This is a genomic window from Kineosphaera limosa NBRC 100340 (genome assembly GCF_000298215.1).
GTDB lineage: Bacteria > Actinomycetota > Actinomycetes > Actinomycetales > Dermatophilaceae > Kineosphaera > Kineosphaera limosa.
This window is the reverse complement of sequence record NZ_BAHD01000098.1, coordinates 1-15797: the sequence shown is the minus strand read 5'-3', so window position 1 is coordinate 15797 and position 15797 is coordinate 1. Positions and strand designations below refer to the sequence as shown.

Sequence of the window (15797 nt, the reverse complement as noted above, 5' to 3'; positions counted from 1 at the left end):
GCCGACGACCGCGCGCTCCCCCGCCAGCCCGCCGCGCGGCCCCGCGGCCCCGGCCCCCATCTCCGCGCGGGTGCCAGGCGACCGCGAGCGCCCGCTGCGCGTCGGCGTCATCGGCCGCATCACCCCGGAGAAGCGGCACGAGCTGATCATCGACGCACTGAGTCAGGTGCGCTGCCCGGCCCAGCTCGTCGTGCGTGGCGGCGGAGACGGCTTTTCCGGCGATCTAGCGTCGCGGGTGCTGGCTCACGGCGCGCAGGTGCTCGGCGACCGGTTCGTCGACGAGGGGCGTGTCGAGCAGGAGTCGGCCCTGGCCGATCTCGACGTGCTCGTCGTCGGCAATCCGCGCGAACCGATGGGCCGCACGGTGCTGGAAGCCCAGGACCGGGGCGTCGTGGTCGTCGTCCCCGACAGCGGCGGCTCGCAGGAGCTCGTGCGCCACCGTGAAACGGGCCTCGTCTACGCCCATGACGATGCGGCCGACCTGGCCCGCACCATCGAGATCGTCGCCGCCGACCCGAGGCTGGCCGCCCAGATGGCGGTGGCGGCCCGGCGCGCGGTCCCCCGGCCGGGTCCCTACGCGCGGGAGTACCTTTCGCGGCTGGTCGTCGGCGCCCGCTCCCGCTGAGACCACACCCTCGCGACCTGGTCCGATCTGCCCACAAGAGGGCCGTCGCCACCGGCTCGCCACCGTCGCCGACAGCTTCGGGACCTTAGGCACCACTTCGGCCCGCGTCTCATATTGAGCCGACACCACCCGATCGAACTTGACAGAATGGGGTAACGGCGCGTAAAGGAGCGAGCCCTGATCGGAGGTGCCCGATGGCCATCACTCTCAGCACACACTGCGCCCGGCAGCACGTGCGCCCTGCGGCTCGGGCGCTCGCAGGGCCGCCGGCGCGCAGATCGCGGCTGCAGCAGGTCCGGCGGCTGCTGGTCCCCGTAGCCGTGCTGCTCTACCTCGTCGCCTTGCCGGGCATCATTCTCGTCGGAGCGGATGGGGCGGCGCACGCCTTCGCGATCCTCGCCGCCGTCGCCGCCACGATCTCGCTCATCGGCATCGGCTGCGCCGAACGCACCCGCGTCTCCCGCTGGTAACCGCCCTACTCGCAACGCCCTGATCGATACGGCCCCTCGCCGCATCGATCAGGGCGTCTGCCTGTCTGGGGGCGTCTGCCGATCAGGGTGACTGCTCGCCCTCGGCGACAATGACGCTGGAGTACCCGCCGGTGGGATCCATCCCGAAGCCCGTCGGGTCGTCCGGGTCGTCGCCGCCCCACGGGTCGCCGTCTTCGCTGCCGTCGCGCCCTTCGCCCAACAGGGCGCGGGTCAGGGCCTCGGCGTGCGACAGCAGGGCGTCCAGAGCAATGCGCAGATGCTTGTCGTCGGGCTCCACACCATCGAGCGCGGCCGCGAGCGCCGCGCGGCGCATGAGCTCCTTGGTGAACGACGCCGTCATGCCCTCGGTGCGCACCGCCGCGTCTTCGAGCGCCGCGGGGCTGTACTCGACGTTGGCCCGGTAGAGCTCGAGAAGTCGGCGGCGACCCTCCAGGTCGGGTAGCGGCACCTCGACCGCCAGGTCGACCCGTCCCGGGCGTTGCACGAGGGCCCGCTCGAGGGTGCGGACCCGGTTGGTGGTCAGCAGAAAGGTGACATCGGCGTCGGCGTCCAGGCCGTCCATCGCGTCGAGCACCTCGAACAGCAGCGGCCGGCCGGTCGGCGACATCCCCCGGTCCTCGGCGACGAGGTCGCAGTCCTCGAGCACGACGATCGCCGGTGAGAGGGCGCGCGCGAGTTTCGCCGCCATCGACACGTACGCCAGGGTCTCGCCGGCCAAGAGCACCACGGTGTGTTGCTCACAGCGACTGATGAGGTGCCGCACGGTGTGCGTCTTGCCGGTGCCCGGCGGGCCGTAGAGCAGCAGGCCTCGCTTGAGGTGCTGGCCGTAGCGGCGCAGCATGTCGGCGTGCTCGGCGACGCCGTTGACGTGACCGACGATCCGCTCCAGGGCGACCGGCGGCAGGATCACCTCCGTAGCCGTGACGTTGGGTCGGGGCACGAACGTGATGCCCTCGGCCTCCGCGCCGTAGCCGCTGCTCTCGAACGCGATGACCTGCCCGCGCAACGCGCTGTGCTCGATCGAGAGCTCGCGCGCCTCGTTCAGCAGCTTGGTCGCCACCGCACCGTCGGCGCAGACGACCTCGATGCTGGCGCGATCCTGCCCGTACCGGGGGTTGCCGGAGCGCTGGAAAACGCCCACCGGCGTGCCCTCGTACCGAAACAGCCGCATGCCGAAACCGATGGCCTGGCGATACTCCTCCGGGCCGACCGGCACCGACACGTAGTCGACCCGGGCCACCGGAAAGGTGCCGTGGGTGCCTGCGATGAAGTCCGCCAGCGTCTGGTGGTAGCGCATGTCGCCGCCGCCGATGCCGAGCTCACCCGCGTCGGGATCGCGCTGCGCGAGCATGGCCATCGCGATGTCCCAGTCGGCGAACCGATGGTTGCGCACGTTCTCGGTCACCACCGCGTGCTCGCCGGCGGGCGCGCCCAGATGCTCCGACAGGGCCTCCGCGAACGGCTTGCCGGTGCCGACCTGCGTCGACTGATGGGCGTACTCGACGACCTTGCGAAAGTCGGCGAAAAAATCCTGCAGGGCGGGGTCCCCGCCACCCTGGGGCTGATTCATGGGCCCACTGTAAGTGGATGTTGGCAACTCGTCGCTGGCATTTCTGGCCGCGTCGTCGACGCGCCCAGGCCGTCTCACGGCCCGCAGCCCGGGCGCCCGGTCCGCAGTCGCCGGCCGGGGGCCGACTAGCGTGTGCGGTGTGAGCGATCGTCCGGACCCGGAGCCCACCCCGCTACCCAACTTGCTGACGCTGCTGGCAGACCGCGACTACCTCGTCGAGGAGACTCTCGAGGGCGAGTTGCCGGAGGGGGCGACGGTGACCGGAGTCGAGTTCGAGGGCTGCACGTTCGAGGCTTGCCGGTTGGCCCAAGCCCGGTTCGTGCGGTGCACGTTCACCGACTGCCGCTTCAGCGGCTGCGACCTGTCGATGCTCACCCTGACCGACAGCCGCCTCATTGGCGGCGTCTTCGAGCACTGCAAGATGCTCGCGATCAACTTCGCCTCGCTCGGGGTCTCTCCCGTGGCGGTCGAACCGATCCGCTTCGAGGAGTGTCGCCTCCAATTCGCCGCCTTCGCAGGTGTCGCGCTGCCCGCAGCGACGTGGCGAGACTGCGACTTGCGCGAGACGGACTTCACGAACGCCGTGCTCACCGCAGCGAGCTTCGCGGGCTCAGACCTGCGCGGCGCGACCTTCTCGAACACCGACTTGCGGGACGCCTCCCTCATCGACGCCAACGGCTACGCCTTCGACGTACGCGACAACCGCGTCCGCGGCCTGCGCGTCGACGCGGGCGAGGGCGCCCGTCTCCTCGAGGTGCTCGGCCTCACCATCGAGTGACCCCCGCCGAACGCCCGTCCGCCGAACGCCCGCCCGCCGAGCGACGGCCGGTCGACTACATCTGGATGCCGACGTACTTGACCTCGAGGAACTCGTCGATGCCGATGCTGCCGCCTTCGCGGCCCAGGCCGGACTCCTTGACGCCGCCGAAGGGGGCGGCCGGGTTGGAGACGACGCCCTGGTTGAGGCCGACCATGCCGGACTCGATGGCCTCGGCGACGCGCAGGGCGCGACGCAGGTCGTTGGTGAAGACGTAGGCGACGAGGCCGAACTCGGTGTCGTTGGCCTTCTCGATCGCCTCGGCCTCGGTGCTGAACGGCGTGAGCGGTGCGACCGGGCCGAAGATCTCCTCGCGGGCCATCTTCGCCTCCGGGCTGACGCCGGTGAGCACCGTCGGGGTGAAGAAGTAGCCGGCCTCGTCGGGGGCTGAACCGCCGGTGAGCACCGTCGCACCCTTGTCCACGGCGTCGTCGACGAGCTCGGTGACCTTGGCCTGCGCGGCCTCGTCGATGAGCGGGCCGACCTTGGTCGCCGGGTCGAGGCCGTCGCCGACGGTGAGGGCGCCCATCTGCTCCGCGAGCTTGCGCCCGAACTCCTCGATGACCGACTCGTGCACGTAGATGCGGTTGGCCGCCGTGCACGCCTCGCCCATGTTGCGCATCTTCGCGGCCATGGCGCCCGCGACCGCCTCGTCGAGGTCGGCGTCCTCGAAGACGACGAAGGGCGCGTTGCCGCCGAGCTCCATCGACGTGCGCAGCACCTTGTCGGCGCACTGCTCCAGCAGGATTTTGCCGACCTTCGTCGAGCCCGTGAACGACAGCTTGCGGGCGAGCCCGGAGCGGATCAGCGGCTCCATCGTCTCCCCCGAGTGCGTCGAGGTGACCAGGTTGGCGACTCCCGCCGGCAGCCCCGCCTCGACGAGGATCTCGACCAGCGCGAGCATCGACAGCGGCGTCTGCTGCGCCGGCTTGATGACGCTGGTGCAGCCCGCCGCGATCGCCGGGCCGAGCTTGCGGGTGCCCATCGCCATGGGGAAGTTCCACGGCGTGATGAGGATGCACGGCCCGACGGGCTGCTTGGTCACGAGGAAGCGCGCGTTGCCCGCCGGCGACGTCATGAAGCCGCCCTCGATGCGCAGGGCCTCCGCGGCGAAGTGCCGGAAGAACTCGGCGGCGTAGACGATCTCGCCCTTGGCCTCGGCCAGCGGCTTGCCCATCTCCAGGGTCATCAACTCGGCGAGGGAGTCCTGGCGCTCGATGAGCAGCTCGAACGCGCGGGTGAGGATGTCGGCGCGCTCGCGCGGGCTCGTCTTGGCGAAGTCGGCCTGCGCCGCCACGGCCGCGTCGAGGGCGCGGCGGGCGTCGGCCGGGGAGGCGTCGGACACCGCACACAGCACCTCACCCGTCGCGGGATTGAGCACGTCGAAGGTCGCCCCGTCCTGCGCATCGACCCACTGCCCGTCGATGAAGAGCTGCTTGCTCACCGCGTCGACCACTGCCTTGCTCATGCTCACTCCAGACGTTGTCAGTGCTTGTGTCACCCTTGGCCGATCCTGCCAGACCGCTGCCTGACCGGCGCACCCCCTCGGGCATTGCCCTACCGGTTGACCGGTTGTCGCGGCTCCCACGAGTAGCCGCGATCGAAGAGGAAGCGAGCCTCCGCGTCCGGGCTGAGCACGAGTTGCTCGCCCGCCCCCGAGAGGCGCAGCGTGCCGTCGGCACCGCGCTCGTAGGTGAGCTGCACCTGCGTGCCGGACGTTCCCGGGTTCGCCGGCCCGCCCATCCGCGGCCCGAGGTCGGCCTCGATGGTGCCCCGTGAGCCGTCCGGCGCGGAGGGCGTCAGCCGGTACCAGCCGTAGCGCAGCCCGCCGTCGGCCGTGCGCACCGACATCGGCGAGCCCTGCTCACGCGCCAGCGAGCCGAAGGCGACCTGCGACCAGCGCGGATCCACCGCGAGCTGCCGCGCCGGAGGTCGCGCGTCCTGCGTCACGCGGTACACCCCCGACACCGGGGTCGGCTCGCGCGCCGGGATGCCGAGCGACTGGTAGATCGCCGCGCCGGAGCCCAGCACGAGAGCGAGCCCGAGGACCGGCCCGAGAATGCGGGTCACCCGATGGATGCGGGGCCACGGGATCGCCCGCGGCAGCGGCGCCGCCGGGGCCGCGCGACCCGCGACGATACGCACGAGTCGCGGCACGTCGGGGATGAGCAGCAGGAGGAAGCCGACGAAGAGCGCGAGGGCGAGCTGCTTGACCGGCACGTCGAAGAACAGGTTGAGCGCGAAGACGACCGCCATGTCCGCGGCGCCGAGCAGGGCCCCGAGCCACGCGGTGCGCCGCCACACGAGGAGCAGGCACGCGAGCACCTCTGCCGCGCCCGCCGCGATCTGCACCGGCTCCGAGTACTCCATGAACCGCCACAGCAGCCCCATCGGGCTCATCTCGCCGTAGCGCACGAGCGCGCTGGAGTAGTCCGCGACGCCCATCTGAACGAGAAAGACCTTCGTCCAGCCGTACACGATCAGCATTCCGATGAGCGCCATCCGCAGCACCCAGTGCGCCATCCACCCGATCGTGACGATGGGCCGCTGCGCGACGCTTCGCGGGTCGGGATTCGTGGTCGAGTCGATCCTCATGTCACATCTTTACGAGATGCGGGCCGCAGCGGGCATCACCCGAACGACCGAGATCGCGTCGATCCCCTCCGCCGAGTGGATGACCCGACCCCCTCCCAAAGATCCGCCCGGCACGTCGAGTGCCGCCCGACCAGTCAGCGACGTTCCGCGTCGGCGCCGGAGATGATCGGGATGGGTCCGGTGCCGGGGATCTGGGTCCCGCGCACGGACACGCCCTTGGTCTCGATCATCGTGACGGCTCCGATGAGGCCGACCACACACGCTCCGACCATGTAGTACGCCGGCCACATCGTGTTGCCGGTGGCGTCGATGAGTCCCTCGTTGACCAGCGGCGCCGTGCCACCAAAGAGTGACGTGGAGATGTTGTAGCCCATCGCCAATCCGGCATAGCGCACATGCGCGGGGAACATCGCCGGGAAAGTGGCCGAAATCGTCGCCAGCTGCGGCGTGTAGAGCAGACCCAGGATCGTGAAGGCGATCATGGCCTGCACGAAGCCCTGCGCCATGAAGTGGTACATCGGCACGGCCAGGACGATGAACGCCACGAGCGACCCGATCCACAGCGGCTTGCGCCCCACGCGGTCCGAGAGCGCCCCGACGAACGGCAGCACCGCCATCATCGCGAACTGACCGACAATCGGGATGATCAGCGCGTGGCTGTCAGCGAGATCGATCGTCGTCTGCAGGTAGGTCGGCATGTAGCTCAACAGCGTGTAATTGATGACGTTGAGCGCGATGACGAGAGCCCCGAGACGCAGCATGATCGGCAGGTAGGTGGTGAACAGGTCCTTGAACTTGTCCATGACCCGCTCGTCGGTGGTCTCGGTCATGGCCTCCAGCTCGCGGAAGACGGGGGTGTCCTCCATCTTGGCGCGCAGGTACAAGCCGACGATGCCGAGCGGTCCGGCGATGAGGAAGGGGATCCGCCAACCCCAGTCGAGCATCTGCGCCTCGGACAGATTCCACGTGAGGGTCAGCATGAGCAGCGCCCCGCCGTTGAAGCCGGCCAGCGTGCCGAACTCCAAGAAGCTGCCGTAGAAGCCCCGCTTCTTGTCGGGTGCGTATTCGGCCATGAAGGTCGCCGCGCCGCCGTACTCGCCGCCGGTCGAGAAGCCCTGAACCATGCGCAGCAGATAGAGCAGCACCGGGGCGGCGATACCGATCGCCGCGTAGCTGGGGATGAGGCCGATGCAGAAGGTTGCGGCGGCCATGAGCATGATCGTCAGGGCCAGCACCTTCTTGCGGCCGACCTTGTCACCGAGCGGCCCCCAGACCATGCCGCCGACGGGCCGCATGACGAAGGAGACGGCGAACGCGAGCAGCGTGAAGATGATCGCGTTGGTGGCCTCCTCCGGAAAGAGCACGCGCGAGATGATCACCGCGCCGTAGGCGAAGACGCCGTAGTCGAACCACTCGACGGCGTTGCCGATCGCCGAGGCGCCGATGGCCCGCCGCAACGTCGCTTTGTCCGCGTCGGCCGGGATGTCGGGGGTCTTGTCAGCAGGGTAGGCGGCCATCTGGGCTCCTCACATCGACGCCGGCGGGGTCGCCGGGGGCTGGATGGGATCGCGGCTGCACCGCGAGGCCACTGCACGCACGTGTCGACCACGCCACACAGACTCCTGTGTGCAGATTGTCGACAATCGGAGAGTAGTCCTGTCTGGGGGCCTGTCAACCCCTGACCGACCTCTTCCGGGCGCATTCCGGGCGCATTCCGGGCGCATTCCGGGCGCGTTCCGGGCGCACGAACGCCCTCCCCATCCCGACGCGCGGGAAGGGAAGGGCGTCGGCGCACAGAGCCGTAGCGACGGCCTACTCGAAGTTCGCCGTCGCGGGGTCGGGGCCGGTGCGCACATCGCGGTTCAGGCCGCTGACCTGCGCCAACTCGGCGTCGTCGAGTTCGACGAGCAGCGAGCCGAAGTTCTCGACGATGCGCTGCGGCGTCACCGACTTGGGGATGGCGACCAGGCCGTTCTGCCGGTGCCAGGCCAACACGACCTGAGCCGGCGTCGCGTCGTGCTTCGCCGCGAGCGAGACCAGCAGCGGGTCCTCCAGCAGGCCCTTGCCAGAACCCAAAGGCGACCACGACTGCGTGACGATCTCGTGCGATGCGTCCAGCTCCCGCAGCGGCTCCTGCGTCAGGTACGGCGAGAGCTCGATCTGGTGGATCACCGGCACGACGCCGGTCTCGTCGATGAGCCGGGTCAACTGCTCCTGCGGAAAGTTCGAAACGCCGATCGAGGTGATGCGCCCCTGCTGCTGCAGCTCGATGAACGCCTTCCAGGTCTCGATGAACGTGTTCTTGGCCGGCATGGCCCAGTGGATGAGGTACAGGTCCAGCACGTCGAGGCCGAGCTTGCCCATGGAGGCGTCGAAGGCGCGCAGCGTCGAGTCGTAGCCCTGTTCGGAGTTCCACAGCTTGGTCGTCACGAAGATGTCCTCGCGCGGCACGTCGGACTCGGCGAGTGCCCTGCCGACGCCGGCCTCGTTGCCGTAGATGGCCGCGGTGTCGATGTGTCGGTAACCCGCGTCCAGAGCCAGCCCGACCACGCGCTGGGCGACGTCGTCTTCGACCTGCCAGACGCCGTAGCCCAGTTGGGGGATGGAGTTGCCGTCACGGAAGGTGATGGTGGGTGAGGTGCTCATGCCCCTAGTCAAACACCGCCCCGCAGGCCGCCTCGCCGCCGGTGGCCGGCTGCACCTGCCGATGACAGGAGGCCGGTCGCGTCATAGGGTGGCCGGGCACGGCCTATCGACGTAATAAGGAGTGACGCAGTGAGCGAGTACGTCCTTCCCGACCTCCCCTACGATTACGCGGCCCTCGAGCCGGCCATCAGCGGCGAGATCATGCAGTTGCACCACGACAAGCACCACGCGACGTACGTCGCGGGCGCGAACCAGGCGGTCGAGAAGCTCGCCGCGGCGAGCGAGTCGGGCGACGTCGCGTCGATCAACCTCATCGCCCGCAACCTCGCGTTCAACCTCGGCGGCCACGTCAACCACTCGATCTTCTGGCAGAACCTGTCGCCGGACGGTGGCGACAAGCCCGTCGGCGAGACCGCCGCCCTCATCGACGAGTTCTTCGGCGGCTTCGACAAGTTCCAGGCCATCTGGAGCGCCAACGCCGCCGGCATCCAGGGCTCCGGCTGGTCGATCCTGGCCTGGGACACCCTCGGCAACCGGCCCATCCTGGCCCAGCTGTACGACCAGCAGGCACAGCTGCCGGCCACGCAGATCCCGATCCTCATGCTCGACATGTGGGAGCACGCGTTCTACCTGCAGTACAAGAACGTCAAGCCCGACTACATCAAGGCCTGGTGGAACGTCATCAACTGGGCCGACGTCGAGGCACGACTGAAGAACGCCAAGGCGAGCAAGCTCGTCAACCTCTGAGTTTCGCCACGCGGCTCCACGAACGGGCTCGGCCAGTGCGGCCGGGCCCGTTCGTCGTCCCGGCCAGCGCAGACCGGCCAGCGCCGACCGGCTAGCGCAGAGCGCCGGGCGCCGCGACGTAGACGAGCGCAGAGTCGGAGGCGATCGTGCAGGTCACCGCACCGTCGGCGGCGCTGACGAAGGCCGACCCGCCGCGGGTGATCGTCAGGTCGCGGGCCTGCCCACCGTCCCGAGCCGGCCGATCGAGGCGGGCGACGCCGTCGGCGACGAAGACGATCCGCGGGCCGAAGCCCGGCAGCGGCAGCGCCCCGCGGGAGCGTTCGATGCGGTGCAGGCTGAACTCGGGCACGTCGGTGTCGTAGGCGATGACCCCGTGGGCGTCGGCGCTGGGCCGCAGCACCGGCACGCCGACGCCGGGGTCGACGACGCGGCACAGCTCGTCGATGTCGATGGGTTTGCTCGTCAGCCCGGCGCGCAGCACGTTGTCGGAGTTGGCCAGGATCTCGATGCCGGCGCCCCGCAGGTAGGCGTGCAGCCCACCGGCCGCCAGGAAGATCGCCTCACCGGGTTGGAGCACCGTGTGGTTGAGCAGCAGAGACGCGACAGCACCCAGATCGCCCGGATGGTCGACGGCGATGCGCACGACCGCGTCGTAGGCGGCCGCGTGATCCCCCTCCCCCCAGGCACGCTCCCGACACGCCGCGACGACCTGCGCCAACAGCGACTCGCGCTGTTCGGGCGCCACCGCGAGCACCATCCGCAGCGCCTCGACGAGGCCCGCGTCGTCGCCGCGCTCCAAGCGCGCGACGACCGGGTCGAGTGCTGGCACCCCCAGATCACGCAGCAGGGCAGCGGCGGCCCCCGGTTCGCGCAGTCCCGCCAGGGCCTCGAACTCGGTGAGGGCGCACAGCACCTCGGGTTTGGGCCAGTCGTCGACGTAGGTGCCGGCGTCGCCACCCTGGGCGCGGAAGCCGCTGCGGGCGGTCTCGCGGTCGGGATGCACCTGGATCGACAGGGCCTTGTCGGCGGCGAGCACCTTGAGCAGGAACGGCAGCCGGCCCTCGAATCGGTCGGCGACATCGTCGCCGAGGGTCGCGCCGGGGTCGGCGGCAACGATCTCGTCGAGGCCGCGGGCGGCGCTCCCGTTGCGGACGATCGACGGGCCGGCGGGGTGGGCCCCCATCCACAACTCGGCCTGCGGACCCGGCGAGGGCGCAGGCGCCCCCAACAGCTCGGCGATGATGTGCCTCGACCCCCAGTCGTACGGTTTGACGACGGGTTCGAGCAAGTGCATAGATCCACGGTAGGCGATGCGCGCAAATCACAGCTTGCCCTGACCACTGTCATCGCCCAGGGTGAGACAGGAAAAGCGCACTGATAAGCGACGACGACAGGGTGGAAAGGCAGCGATGAGCGAGCACGACAGGGGCGGTGTCTACTCCGTGCCGGGCAAGGCGTTCACCCGCGACGAGCGCTATATCACCGACCGGATCACAGCCGATGGCTCCGGGGAGGGCGAATGGCCGGTGGCGGCGGGCCGCTACCGGCTCGTCGCGGCCCGCGCCTGCCCATGGGCCAATCGGACGATCATCGTGCGCCGCCTGCTGGGCCTGGAGGACGCCATCTCGTTGGGGACCCCAGGACCCGTGCACGACGCCGACTCGTGGACCTTCGACCTGGACCCCGGCGGAGCCGATCCCGTGCTCGGCATCCCCCGGATCAAGGACGCCTACCTGGCGCGCTTCGGCGACTACCAGCGCGGCATCACGGTGCCGGCGATCGTCGACATCGCCTCTGGGGAGGTCGTCACCAATGACTTCGCGCAGATCACCTTGGACTTCTCCACGCAGTGGGGCGCGCACCATCGCGAGGGGGCGCCCGACCTGTATCCGGAGCACCTGCGCGGCGAACTCGACGAACTGATGCGCTACATCTACACCGAGGTCAACAACGGGGTGTATCGGTGCGGTTTCGCCGGCAGCCAGCAGGCCTACGACGAGGCGTTCGCGCGGCTCTTCTCGGCGCTGGACCGCCTGGAGGATCGCCTGACCGGCCAGCGCTACCTCGTCGGCGACACGATCACCGAGGCCGACGTGCGACTGTTCACCACCCTCGTGCGCTTCGACCCCGTCTACCACGGCCACTTCAAGTGCAATCGCGCCAAGCTCATCGAGTTCGCGGCCCTGTGGGGGTACGCGCGCGACCTGTTCCAGACCCCCGGCTTCGGCGACACCGTCGATTTCGCCCAGATCAAGGCCCACTACTACGAGGTGCACCGCGACCTGAACCCCAGCGGCATCGTGCCCGCCGGGCCCGAGCTGTTGGGCTGGCTCACCGAGCACGGCCGCGAAGCGCTGGGCGGGCGACCGTTCGGCGACGGCACCGCTCCCCCTCCGGTCCGAGCCGGCGAGGTCGCCCCCACCTCGATCTGAGGCGAGGCCCGGCGGCCCTTATCGCCGCGCGTCGAGGCGGTCAGCCTGCCTGGCAGCGCGCGACCACGCGGGTTACCCTTGAGTAACAACGGGAGGTGAGGGGCGTTGCGGGAGAGTGAGCGGCTACCGCTGGAGCGGGCGTTGCTCGCGGCCGCCGACGCCCTGGACGCCGCCCTCGCTGACGCCCGAGCCGCGCACCGGCAGTACGGGCGACTCGTCGACGCCGACCGCACGTGGAGTCGCCTCGATGCCGCGGTCACCGACGAAATCCGGCGCCGCCGCGGTGATGTCGCCCTGAACGCCGCCGCCAGCCTGGCCACGGCGCTGCGGGAGGAGGCGCGCGCGGCCGCCACACGGTATCCGGATGTCGACGCCGACGGCGCCCGGCTACCGCCCCGCCCGGCCAGCGACGATCCGGTCGTCGTGCGCGACTGGTGGGCCGGGCTACCGCCGCAGTCGCGCGAGCAGGTGCTGGCGGAGGAGACCGCGTGGGTGGGCAGCGCCGACGGGCTGCCCGCGCCCGTGCGGCACGCCGCCAACCTGCAACTACTGGAGGCCGAGATCGAGCGGCGCACGGCCATCACCGCCGTGTTGGCAGCCCCCGCCGGACCCGAGCTGACCGCCGGACCCGAGCCGACCGGCGGACCCGAGGCAGCCGCCGAGGCGGGTGTGCTGCTGCCCGACGAGCCGCGCGACGCCGCCCGAGTGGAGGAGGAGCGCGATCTGCGGGGCCTGCTGCGGCTGCGGGAGTACTTGGCCGGCGCGCCGGATGGCTCCACACAGGACACCGCGGGCCGCCCGAACCCCGACGCCAGCGCGGATCAGCGGTGGCTCTACCTGCTCGACGCCACGGCCTATCCGCTGAAGGCGGCCGTCGTGCTCGGCGACCTGCAGACCGCCGACATCGTCGTGTTGCACGTGCCGGGGGCCACGACGAGCGTCGACCTGCGGCTGCGGCGCGAGGTGCAGTGGCTGTCGGCACTGCGCTCCGAGGCAGCGCGCCTGGCCCAGGGCGTGCACGCGGGACAAACGGTGGCGGTCGTCGACTGGATCGGCTACCACGCGCCCTACGACATCGCGACGCGTCGCGCGCTGGGCGACAGCGGGGTCAGCGTCTTCGTGCCCGGGGAGGCCAACGACCCGCGGTATGCGCGGGAGGCGGCGCCGGTGCTCGCGCGCTGCGCGCAGGGGCTGCGGGCGCTGTGTCCGCGACCGACCCGGCTGGTCGCCTCCGGGCATTCCTACGGGGCGTCGGTCGTCGGGCTGGCGCTGCGCCAGACCGACGCGTTCGACGCGGCCGTCGTGGCGGGCGCCCCGGGCCTGTTCACCGCGCGGGCCGCGGAGCTGCGCCTTCCGCCCGGGCGCCTGTACGCGGCCGTCGCGCCCGGCGACCTCATCGCCTGGCTCGGGGTGTTCGGCGGGCAGGTCGTCGCGGTCGAGGGCATCACGCTGCTCTCGCCGTTCGCGCGGCGCGTCGGCTACCCCGACGGCGGCAAGCAGTTGCTGCGCCCGGTGTGGGGGCACGAGTCGTATTACCAGCCGGGCAGCGCCACCCTGCACGCCATCGCCGCGGCGGTCGTCGGCGCCGACGACGCCCTGCGCACGATCTCCCGCCGCGCCATCGACCTGGCCCTGCGCCGCGGCAGCGCCTCCCCCGCCGACGCCACCGCCAACACGCCTGCCAACTCGCCCGCAAGTGCGGCCGATGACCCGACCGTTGACCCGAAGCTCACAGCGAGCGCCGAGTCCGGCCGCGGGGGCCGCGACGACTCCGCGGGCGCCAGGTAAGGTAACGCTCACCTTATGCCGGACGGGCCGCGACCAGGCTCGACCGGCACCTGACAGGCGCAGAGCGCAGCCGTTTCGAAGGAGTCCCGTGCCCGACCCCTGCCCCGCCCCCTCGGGGGACGGCGCCGCCGAGCAGCTCTCCGGGCTGCAGCTGCCGCGCGAGCGAGCGCTGCCGGCCAGCGCGCTGACGCAGGCCGGGGGCGCGGGAACGATGAAGATCGGCGAGGTCAGCGAGCGGGTCGGGTTGAGCCTGCGCAGCATGCGGCATTACGAGCATGAGGGGCTCATCACCCCGGCGGGCCGCACCCCCGGGGGGTTTCGGCTGTACTCGGAGTTCGACGTCCAGCGGCTGCTGCTCATCATGCAGATGAAGCCGCTGGGCTACACCCTGGAGCAAATGCGCGAGGTGCTGACCGACCTCGACACGATGGCGGGCCGCGGATCGAACGACCCGGCCTCTCGAGCTGCCGCCCGTGATCGGCTCGAGGAGCTCAGCCGTGACGTCGACGTGCGCTACGCCGTCGCCGAACGACGCCTGGCGATCGCCGGGATGTTCCGCGACCACCTCCAGGCCGAGTTCGAACCCCACCCGCCGCCGCCTCCCCAGCCCAGCCGATAGTCATCGTCTGCGGCCAGCGTCATAGCTCACGCTCTGAAGCTCGCCGCAGGTATGACCTTCGGCGGGAGGGTGCGCTGTCAGTGGCGGCGGCTGGTGCGCAGGTATTCGCGCAGGCCGGAGTACAGGGAGTCCGCCGGGTGCGCGGCGGCAATCCGCGCGGCCTCCTGGATCCACGGTTCGGTGGAGGCGGGCACGCGGGCCAGCATCGCGCGCAGGTGCGCCTGCGTCAGCGGCACGGCACTCTTGGCCGCGGCCGAGGCGGCGAGCGTGGTGAGCCACTCCAGGTCGGTGCACGAGTAGCCCTGCGACAGGAGCGCGACCTCGTGCAGCGGCAGGTCCTGGCTGCCGCCGACCGTACCGACGACGCGCGCCAACTCTTGCCGCAGGATCGTCTCGCGCGCCTGCTGATCGGGCGGCATGACCAGCAGCCCGCGACCCAGGCGGCCGGACTGCCGCAACGCGGGGTCGACGTCCCACGGTGCCGCGGTCGTGGCCAGCACGTACACGCCGGCATCGGTGGCATCGGAGTCGAGTTCGGCGGCGATCCGCTCGAGGGCCCGCGTGGCGTGTTCGCTGACGTCGCGGCGCCGGCTGAGCACGTCGACCTCCTCCAGCAGCACCAGCACCGGAGCCTGAGCGCGGGCCGCCTCGAAGATGCGCCCCAAGTCTGCGGAGTCGGTGCGGCTGCCTGGCTCGACGATCTCGCGCAGGCGCACGCCGACGAAACGCGCGCCGAGCTCGCCTGCGACGGCGCGGGCCAGAAACGCCTTGCCGCAACCCGGCGGGCCGTACAGCAGCACCCCGCCGGTCAGGCTCTGCCGGTAGAGCCGCCGCAATTCCGGATGCCGTGCCGGCGCCAGCACGGCCGCCTCGAGTCGCTCCTTGGCGATGTCCATGCCGCCCACGTCGGCGAGCGTCATCGTGACCGGCTCCACGTCCCAGGCCAGCCGCGTCGCTGCGTCGGGCGCGTCGGGCGCGTCGGGCGCGCCGGAACCCACCGGTTGCAGGGGCGGTTCGATCGAGGGGGCGGACGCCGGGCCCGCCGAGCGCGGCGGCGGGCCGGCGGACCCAGCCGGTGGTGGCGCGGCCCGCGACAAGGCGGCCAAGAGGTCGGCCCGCGCCTTGGAGCTGCGCCCACCGGGCTCACCGGGCTCTGCGGGCCCTCCGGGCACCCCGGGCACGACTCGTGCGACGGCAGCGGTCTTCGGATCGCCGGCGGCGGCCCAGCGGATGTCCGGAACGAAGTCCGCCTCGGAGCGCTCGAGTCCCGCGGCCCCCCGTGCGGTCCCGGGCTGATCCGCCGGACGAGCGGCCGTGGTGGCGCTGAGCTGGTCCTCTCGCATCGCCAGCAGCGCGTCGATCGGAGCGAGATCGGGGCCGCTGTCGGGGCCGGCGGGGCCGCTGTCGGGGCCGGCGGGGGCGCTCGGTGCATCGCCGGATGCGTTCCTACCCCCCGTGGGCGCTCCG

At 71.1% G+C, this 15797-nt stretch carries 14 protein-coding genes; 7 read left to right on the top strand and 7 right to left on the bottom strand.

What is annotated here, in order from left to right; translation table 11 throughout:
* Both KILIM_RS20175 and KILIM_RS20170 read left to right on the top strand, forming a co-directional pair.
* Positions 1 to 625: glycosyltransferase family 4 protein (locus KILIM_RS20175; protein ID WP_006594608.1), on the top strand; the 625-nt coding region annotated here is incomplete at its 5' end.
* A gap of 194 nt (positions 626 to 819) precedes the next feature.
* Positions 820 to 1095 carry a hypothetical protein gene (locus KILIM_RS20170; RefSeq protein ID WP_006594607.1) on the top strand — a complete coding sequence of 92 codons (276 nt, stop codon included), beginning with the start codon at positions 820 to 822 and terminating at the stop codon, positions 1093 to 1095.
* A gap of 82 nt (positions 1096 to 1177) precedes the next feature.
* On the opposite strand, the gene KILIM_RS20165 is transcribed toward KILIM_RS20170, so the two are convergent.
* Positions 1178 to 2686, bottom strand: a complete 1509-nt coding sequence (locus KILIM_RS20165; protein WP_006594606.1) for an AAA family ATPase — start codon at positions 2684 to 2686, stop codon at positions 1178 to 1180.
* A gap of 139 nt (positions 2687 to 2825) precedes the next feature.
* Here KILIM_RS20165 and KILIM_RS20160 point away from each other — a divergent pair, with 139 nt between their 5' ends.
* Complete coding sequence (locus tag KILIM_RS20160) at positions 2826 to 3464, top strand: pentapeptide repeat-containing protein (RefSeq protein WP_040563960.1); 639 nt, start codon at positions 2826 to 2828, stop codon at positions 3462 to 3464.
* Positions 3465 to 3519: 55 nt separating this feature from the next.
* Here KILIM_RS20160 and KILIM_RS20155 read toward each other — a convergent pair whose 3' ends face one another.
* The 4 genes from KILIM_RS20155 to KILIM_RS20140 form a co-directional block, all read right to left on the bottom strand.
* The gene (locus tag KILIM_RS20155; protein WP_006594604.1) at positions 3520 to 4971 is read right to left on the bottom strand and encodes an NAD-dependent succinate-semialdehyde dehydrogenase; all 1452 of its coding nucleotides are present in this window, start codon (positions 4969 to 4971) and stop codon (positions 3520 to 3522) included.
* 89 nt (positions 4972 to 5060) lie between these two features.
* Positions 5061 to 6098, bottom strand: a complete 1038-nt coding sequence (locus KILIM_RS20150; RefSeq protein ID WP_006594603.1) for a DoxX family protein — start codon at positions 6096 to 6098, stop codon at positions 5061 to 5063.
* 134 nt (positions 6099 to 6232) lie between these two features.
* Positions 6233 to 7615 carry an MFS transporter gene (locus KILIM_RS20145; protein WP_006594602.1) on the bottom strand — a complete coding sequence of 461 codons (1383 nt, stop codon included), beginning with the start codon at positions 7613 to 7615 and terminating at the stop codon, positions 6233 to 6235.
* A 295-nt stretch (positions 7616 to 7910) separates the two neighbouring features.
* On the bottom strand, positions 7911 to 8744 hold the full coding sequence (locus KILIM_RS20140; protein WP_040563959.1) for an aldo/keto reductase: 834 nt from the start codon (positions 8742 to 8744) through the stop codon (positions 7911 to 7913).
* 129 nt (positions 8745 to 8873) lie between these two features.
* On the opposite strand from KILIM_RS20140, the gene KILIM_RS20135 reads away from it, so the two are divergent.
* Positions 8874 to 9491, top strand: coding sequence for a superoxide dismutase (locus tag KILIM_RS20135; RefSeq protein WP_006594600.1), 618 nt, complete (start codon positions 8874 to 8876; stop codon positions 9489 to 9491).
* Positions 9492 to 9582: 91 nt separating this feature from the next.
* Here KILIM_RS20135 and manA read toward each other — a convergent pair whose 3' ends face one another.
* The gene (manA, locus tag KILIM_RS20130) at positions 9583 to 10785 is read right to left on the bottom strand and encodes a mannose-6-phosphate isomerase, class I (protein WP_006594599.1); all 1203 of its coding nucleotides are present in this window, start codon (positions 10783 to 10785) and stop codon (positions 9583 to 9585) included.
* 115 nt (positions 10786 to 10900) lie between these two features.
* Here manA and KILIM_RS20125 point away from each other — a divergent pair, with 115 nt between their 5' ends.
* The 3 genes from KILIM_RS20125 to KILIM_RS20115 all read left to right on the top strand — a co-directional run bounded on the left by KILIM_RS20125 (position 10901) and on the right by KILIM_RS20115 (position 14330).
* The gene (locus KILIM_RS20125) at positions 10901 to 11923 is read left to right on the top strand and encodes a glutathione S-transferase family protein (RefSeq protein ID WP_006594598.1); all 1023 of its coding nucleotides are present in this window, start codon (positions 10901 to 10903) and stop codon (positions 11921 to 11923) included.
* Between the two features lie 105 nt (positions 11924 to 12028).
* Complete coding sequence (locus KILIM_RS20120; protein WP_006594597.1) at positions 12029 to 13711, top strand: alpha/beta hydrolase; 1683 nt, start codon at positions 12029 to 12031, stop codon at positions 13709 to 13711.
* A gap of 88 nt (positions 13712 to 13799) precedes the next feature.
* Entirely contained in the window at positions 13800 to 14330 is a 531-nt protein-coding gene (locus KILIM_RS20115) for a MerR family transcriptional regulator (protein ID WP_006594596.1), read from the top strand.
* Between the two features lie 77 nt (positions 14331 to 14407).
* Here KILIM_RS20115 and KILIM_RS22880 read toward each other — a convergent pair.
* A partial coding sequence (locus KILIM_RS22880; RefSeq protein WP_006594595.1) for an AAA family ATPase occupies positions 14408 to 15797 on the bottom strand: 1390 nt, incomplete at its 5' end.